This window comes from Orenia marismortui DSM 5156, from assembly GCF_000379025.1.
In the GTDB taxonomy this organism is placed as follows: Bacteria; Bacillota; Halanaerobiia; order Halobacteroidales; family Halobacteroidaceae; genus Orenia; species Orenia marismortui.
Map to the genome: position 1 here is coordinate 1,310,560 of NZ_KB900617.1, position 6,805 is coordinate 1,317,364.

7 protein-coding genes are annotated in these 6,805 nt (G+C 31.4%); all 7 read right to left on the reverse strand.

All coding sequences use genetic code 11. The features are described 5' to 3' along the window. Window positions 1-139: 139 nt before the first annotated feature. Entirely contained in the window at window positions 140-1,627 is a 1,488-nt protein-coding gene (locus OREMA_RS0105925; RefSeq protein ID WP_018248354.1) for a TrkH family potassium uptake protein, read from the reverse strand. An 18-nt stretch (window positions 1,628-1,645) separates the two neighbouring features. Beyond that, window positions 1,646-2,305: a potassium channel family protein gene (locus OREMA_RS0105930; RefSeq protein ID WP_018248355.1), complete on the reverse strand. Its 660-nt coding sequence runs from the start codon at window positions 2,303-2,305 to the stop codon at window positions 1,646-1,648. Window positions 2,306-2,319: 14 nt separating this feature from the next. Continuing rightward, window positions 2,320-2,718, reverse strand: a complete 399-nt coding sequence (locus OREMA_RS0105935; protein WP_018248356.1) for a potassium channel family protein — start codon at window positions 2,716-2,718, stop codon at window positions 2,320-2,322. Window positions 2,719-2,721: 3 nt separating this feature from the next. Beyond that, a complete protein-coding gene (locus OREMA_RS0105940; protein WP_018248357.1) occupies window positions 2,722-3,411 on the reverse strand; it encodes a sigma-54-dependent transcriptional regulator in 690 nt (229 codons plus the stop codon). 26 nt (window positions 3,412-3,437) lie between these two features. Then, window positions 3,438-3,797 carry a response regulator transcription factor gene (locus OREMA_RS0105945; protein ID WP_018248358.1) on the reverse strand — a complete coding sequence of 120 codons (360 nt, stop codon included), beginning with the start codon at window positions 3,795-3,797 and terminating at the stop codon, window positions 3,438-3,440. A gap of 9 nt (window positions 3,798-3,806) precedes the next feature. Continuing rightward, window positions 3,807-5,651 (reverse strand): ATP-binding protein, encoded by a 1,845-nt coding sequence (locus OREMA_RS0105950; RefSeq protein ID WP_018248359.1) that lies wholly within the window; start codon window positions 5,649-5,651, stop codon window positions 3,807-3,809. A 297-nt stretch (window positions 5,652-5,948) separates the two neighbouring features. Further along, window positions 5,949-6,805: group II intron reverse transcriptase/maturase (ltrA, locus tag OREMA_RS0105955; RefSeq protein ID WP_018248360.1), on the reverse strand; the 857-nt coding region annotated here is incomplete at its 5' end.

Consider the following 6,805-nt stretch of genomic DNA (forward strand, 5'->3'; position numbering starts at 1 on the left):
CCTGAAATAACCTCTCTAATATCTATTTAACTATTACTTAAAACTTTTATCTATTGAACTAATACTCTAAGGTTAAAGACCTTAATTTTTTCTTCCAACTCGTTATTAATTTTATAATCTACCCTTTAATCAGTAAAATTTAATTCACTCTTTTACTATTAACCATATATCTGGCATCTTTTAGCATCTTAGCTATAGCAAAGAAAATCACTAAAAATTCTAACCTTCCTAAGAACATTCCTATTGTCTGCGTCCATAAGATTAATACTGGAGCATCAGGACTAGTAATCCCTATAGATAAACCAACAGTTCCTAAAGAAGAAGCAAATTCAAACATAGATTCTGCTAAACCATATCCATGAGCTAAATAAACTAGGATTCCAATAAAATAAGTAACCATATATAAATATATATAATTTGCTGTCTCACGAATATATTCTGCTTTAATATATAATTTCTGTTCTCCTCTCCAAATATAGTTCTCTACAACAGAATTTGGAGGCAAGAAATATCCTTTTAACTCCCACCAAACTGACTTTATCATTAAATAAATTCTATATAACTTAATACCACCTGCCGTAGACCCTGTACCTCCACCAATCCACATCAATAAAATCATAGCTAAGATACCAAATTGATTCCAATTGCTGAATACATCTAAAGAAAATCCTGTAGTAGAAATAGCAGAAACCACTTCAAAGAATCCCCGTCTAACTGTAGCAGGCAAACTTGTATATAAGCTACCTAAAGAAAAATAACTGATAATTGGAGTAAAGATAGCAATAATAAATAACAGCAATCTAATCTCACCATTTTTGAAAAAGACTTTGAACTTTCCTTTTAACAATGCAAAGTGAGTAGCAAAGTTAATTGTTCCCAAAATCATCAATAACCAAGTTACCATCTCTATAGGAAGACTATTCCAATGGCCAATACTGTCAACTTTTGTAGAAAAACCTCCTGTCGATAATGCTGGAATAGCATGATTAATAGCATCAAAGACTCCCATTCCTGCTATAATATATAGAATAGTCCCTCCAATAATATATCCAAAATAAATATACATAATAGCCTTAGTTGACTTCTTAACGTGAGGTAATAATTGATCACTTCTACCTTCTGCATTATATAAGCCAAAACCATAAGGATGCAATACAGAAGATAACATAACAACTATTAGTCCTACCCCTCCAAAGAATTGCATAATACTTCTCCACATCAAAAAAACATGGGAAGCTTTTGTTACATCAACCACTGATAAACCTGTTGTTGTCCAGCCACTGGTAGCTTCAAAGATGGCTTGAGTAAAGTTCAACTCCCCTGTTATCATAAAAGGTAAAGCAGAAGCTACAATAGCTATAACCCAAGATATTAATACTATAATCCCCCCCTCTTTCAAAGAAAGAGTAACCTCATCTTCAACAGAGGTTAATTTCCACAGTAGAAATCCAATGCCAAAGAATATAGCAGCTGGAATCAAAAATGCCTTTATATAAACTATCTCTTCGGGGTAGAATGGTAGTACTAACAACGGCAATAATAAAAAACCACTAACTGCCATTGTTAATATCCCAATATATTTTGTTATTAACTTATACCGTTCTTTAATGATGCTTTTATATCTCATCTTAAATTCCTCCGATTCTTACTCACCAGATAATGCAGCAAAAGCTTCTCCTTGCTTTTCTGGTAAAGTAATAATTAATACCTTATCTCCCTCTAATAATTTTGTATCACCTTTAGGAATTACTACATCCTCTCCTCTAATAATACAACCAAAAACTATATCTCTTGGAAGATTAACCTCCTTTAAAGTCTTACCTAATACTGGTGAGCTTTCTTGTAAAATAACCTGAGAAATATTAATTCTACCCTCTTCAATTGATAATAAGTTGTTGACATCTGCTACCTCAACTCTCTGCTCAATCAATAATGAAATTAATTTTGTTGTATTAAAGATAGTCTCTACTCCTAATTCTTTAAATATCTTTTCATTATCCGGGTTATTAACAACAGAGAAAGTCCTAGGTACACCAAACTCCTTTTGGGCTAATTGACAGATAAATAAATTATTTGGATCATTTCCTGTTAATGATAAAATAGCATCAGCTTTATTAGCTTCTGCCTCTTCTAAGGAACTTGGCTTAGAAGCATCACCATTAATCACCAAACAATTCAGCTCTCTTGCTAGAGTTTTACAATAATCTTTATCTTTATTTATTACAGAAATTTGATAGCCCTTAGCTAAAAAGTTTTTAGCTAAGTAATAAATTACCTTTCCCCCACCAACCATTATAATCCGCATAGAAATTTCACCTCTTATCCAATAATCTCTTTCTTAAATTTATCTACTAATAAATTTGTAGGACTCATTGTAATTACATTTAGATCTTTATAGATTACCTCTTTTTCTGGATCTAATAACCTAACCATTACTTTTGGAACTTTATATAGTTCGCTAGCAATTTGAGCAATCATAGCATTGACATTATCGTCATTAGTAGTAATTACAACTACATCAGCTTTATCAATTTTAGCCGACTTTAATATCTCTATTTCAGTAGCATCCCCATTAATTGTAAAACCAGTAAATTCGGCTGATAGTCTTTTAAAAGATGTAGAACTTTTATCTATTACTACAACATCCTCACCTGATTTTGATAACTGATTAGCTAAATAAGAACCACTTCTACCACAACCCATAACTAAAACATACATATTCTACTCTCCTTCCACTTCTTTCTCTCCTAAATTAATATCTTCTTTTTGATAATCAAATTGAGTACTTCTTTCAAGATTATCTTGAGCAGGTTGATAAGAAGGATCTAAAGCTAAAGCTGCCCGATATTTCTTCTGGGCTTCTAAAAGTTTATCTTGCAATTCCAAAATCCCCCCCATTAGATTAAAGGCTTCAGGTTTATCTGCATCTAAACTCACTGCTTTTTGAAGATAGTCATAACCCTTCTTAAAATCACGCTTGGTAATAGCTGATTTCGCATAACTTAAATATTCTTCATAACTACTTAACTCCTCTTTAGATGCTTCTAAGTTTGTTCTGTTTATTACCTCCTTAACTATCTCTCTAATTTCATCAGGAGCAAAGGGTTTTCTTAAATAATCTATAGCTCCCAATTTCATAGTTTCTACAGCAGTTTCTATCGTTCCAAAACCTGTAATCATAATAGTATTGATATTATTATCTAATTCCTTAAGCTGTTTTAAAACTTCAATACCATTAATTCCTGGCAATTTCATATCTAATAACACTAAGTCAAAGTTATCTGCTTGAAATTTATCTAAACCATCTTCTCCATTTACAGCTGTTACTACTTCATAGTCCTGATTTAAACATTGTTTTAAAGTAATCCTAATATTCTTTTCATCATCGATAATTAAAATCTTCTTATTCATTTAAACCTCTCCTTTATAATTCTAATTTATAAATAACCCTTAATCTTATCTAATAATTTACTTGGTTCAATAGGCTTGATAATATAATCATCAGCTCCTAAATCATAAGCCTTTTTAATATTTTCTTCTTCTGCAATAGCACTTAACATTAAGATTGGTATATTACTTGTGGACTCATCTTTTTTTAACGTTTCACAAACTAAAAAACCATTCATTTTAGGAATCTTTATATCTAATAAAATTAAATCTGGATTCCAATCAAAAGTTAAATCTACTGCATCAACTCCATTAGATACTACTTTAACTTCATATCCTGCATTACTTAAACAAATCTTAAGAACAGTTATAATATTCTTACTATCTTCAACAACTAATATTTTATTCAATCTATTCACCTACTTTGGTAATTTAAGAGTAAAAGTAAAACTTGTTCCTTTACCAAGCTCACTTTCAACCCAGATTCTTCCTCCATGAGCCTCTATCATTTCTTTAGAAATTGCTAATCCTAATCCAGATCCAGTATCTTTATCTTTATCCCCACCAACTCTTACAAATTTATCAAAAATTTTATGTTGATATTCCTTAGGAATTCCTGCTCCTGTATCACTTACAGAAAGATGAACCTTATGACCTTTCTTTTCTGCAGAAAGTTTTATTTGGTCACCTTTTTTAGTATAACGCAATGCATTACCAATCAAATTAGTAATAACCCAAGTTATTTTGTTAAAATCAGCATAAACTGCCATTCCCTTGGTCTCTTCCGCTATCAAATCTACCCCTTTATTTTTAGATTGCTCAATAAATGGCTTTATTGAGGCTGTGAATACTTTTTCCACTTGAATATTTGCAAACTCTAGATTTATCTCACCTGACTCTATCTTTGATAAATCTAACAGGTCATCTACCAAATTATTTAAACGCTCACAATCTTCTTTAGCCACTTCCAATAATTCTTTCTGATTATCATTTATATCACCAATATTCTCTTCCAATAACATTCCAATTCCCATATTCATCGAAGTTAAAGGGGTTCTAAATTCATGAGATACCATAGAAACAAATTCAGACTTCATTTCATCAACTTCTTTAAGATGGGTAATATCATCAAGTAAGGTTACTACTAATTTACTTTCTCCTTCTTTATTTTTAACAGGAGTACTAGTAACTCTAAAGAAAATCTCTTTATTGTCTTTTTCAAAGTTAATTACTTTGCTATCTTTACCAGTCTGCTCTGAACCTGAACTTAAAGTTTCACGAATCACAGAAAAAATTCGTTCATCTTTAATAGTTTCTAAAAAGTGATTATTTGATACTCTGCTCTCATCTAATGAAAATAACTTTTCTGCTCTAGGATTAATTAGTAGCACCCTATTCTCATCATCAGTAACTAATAAAGGATTAGAGATACTCTTTACAATAGCTTCAGACTTATTCTTCTCTGCAATTAATTTAGAAACATTCATCTCTTCATATTCTCTTAATCGCTGCGTCATACTATTAAACTCTTGAGCTAACTTCCCAATTTCATCTTTAGTCTCAATTTCAATAATCTGTTCTAAATCTCCATCTGCAACCTCTTGAACTATTTCTGTTAACCTTTTAGTAGGTCTAATAATCAAATTAGAAATATAAATTCCTAATATTATCGCTAATATGACAGCCATTATAGAAAAAACTATCGTAGAATAGATTGCCTGACTTGCATTATTATTAGCTCTCTGCTGCGATTCTTTCATATGTTCTTGGTTGACCAATAGTAACCTTCTAGTTTCTTTTTTAACTTTGTTAAATTGGGGCATAATCTCCTCTAAATAGTAGTTTTGAACTTCTTTAAAATTATTTCGGCTAGAAAATTGCCGTAATTTCCAAAAATTTTCTAAATAAAGCTGATAATCTTGATTAATATTTTGGATTATCTCTTCTTCTTGAGGAATTGTAATATTATCTTCAGCTCTTGATAAAGACTTCATAAATTCCATTTGATTATCTTGGAAAATATCTAAAGCCTTATCCTCTTGCCCAAATATGAAGATCAATTCTGCACTATCTTGTCTTTCAAGAGACTCTACCATCTTTTCAGCAGCAATAACACTTTGATAATTTTCTACCATAATATCATGTATTGCTTGATTTAGAGTTATGAAATTGCTAATAGACCATAATGCTACCCCAATAGTAATTAAAATTATGACTATGTATCCCAATAGTATTTTAGTCTTTAAACTTAGATTTCGAATCATTTCATCCCCCCATTTCTTTATTCTTTACTAGTCTAAATAAATTTATTGCTAAAGAACAACTTGAGCCATGACCCACTTTAGTAACTGGCAATTAGTAAGTAATAGTAAACTCAAAAGCTATAACTTATCCTTAATCTCAATTCCTTAATAATAAAGTAGGACCACAGCCTCACGGCTGGGACCCCTTGTCAAACTGTACGTACGGTTTTCCCGTATACAGCTTTCGGTTATTGGTGCTCCTTATCAGAGAGTAAGTCTTCGACTCTATGTTACCATAGATGTATATTTTACCCTTAATTAGAGCACATCAGTAAGTAATGATTGAAGTCCTTTATCTCTTAGATAACTATTTGAAAAGCGATAATTTTGATACATTATCGCCTTTTTCTTTTCGATAAACGAACGCATTCTCATTCTAATCCATTTATCCAACCTCGTAAACAAAGTCTTCACATTTCCTATCTTGAAATAGTTACCCCAACCTCTCAAAACTGGATTTAATTTTGCAATTATTACTTCTACAGGAAAAGGTCTAGTTCTTCTAGTAATCTTTCTTACTTTGTTTTTGAATTTTGTTATTGCTTTATCTTTAGGTCTCTTGTATTCAGAATGGTGAAATTTGAATCCTAGAAATTCAAATCCATCATAAAAGTTAGTTACTACCGTCTTACGAGGATGAAGTTTCAACTTCAATTCATCCTCTATAATTTTACGGGTAACTTTTAACGCTCTCTTTGCTTTGCGCTTATTTTTAGTTAAGATTACAAAGTCGTCAGCAAAGCGGACTATTTTGTAACCTCGACGAGTCATTTTCTTATCAAAGTAATGTAAATAGATATTAGCTAATAGAGGAGAGATGACACCTCCTTGAGGTGTCCCTTCTCTAGTTTCTTCTCTACCTTCTTCAGTCATAACTCCAATTGTCAGCCATGACCTGATAATATCTAATACCCAACCATCACTTATATATTCCGCTATAAAATCCATTAATAACTCATGGTCTATAGTATCAAAATAAGATTTAATGTCTGCGTCTACCACCCAGTAGTAACCTTGTTCTTTATATTTCTCTATCTTTTCTATCGCATCGTGAGCAGACCTATTAGGTCTGAAACCAAAGGAACATTCACAAAATTCTCGCTCAAAGTATATTT

Coding starts and splice junctions, on each gene's coding strand:
- OREMA_RS0105950 (WP_018248359.1), bottom strand. CDS start 5,651: ATGATTCGAAATCTAAGTTTAAAGACTAAAATACTATTGGGATACATA.
- OREMA_RS0105935 (WP_018248356.1), bottom strand. CDS start 2,718: ATGTATGTTTTAGTTATGGGTTGTGGTAGAAGTGGTTCTTATTTAGCT.
- OREMA_RS0105925 (WP_018248354.1), bottom strand. CDS start 1,627: ATGAGATATAAAAGCATCATTAAAGAACGGTATAAGTTAATAACAAAA.
- OREMA_RS0105940 (WP_018248357.1), bottom strand. CDS start 3,411: ATGAATAAGAAGATTTTAATTATCGATGATGAAAAGAATATTAGGATT.
- OREMA_RS0105930 (WP_018248355.1), bottom strand. CDS start 2,305: ATGCGGATTATAATGGTTGGTGGGGGAAAGGTAATTTATTACTTAGCT.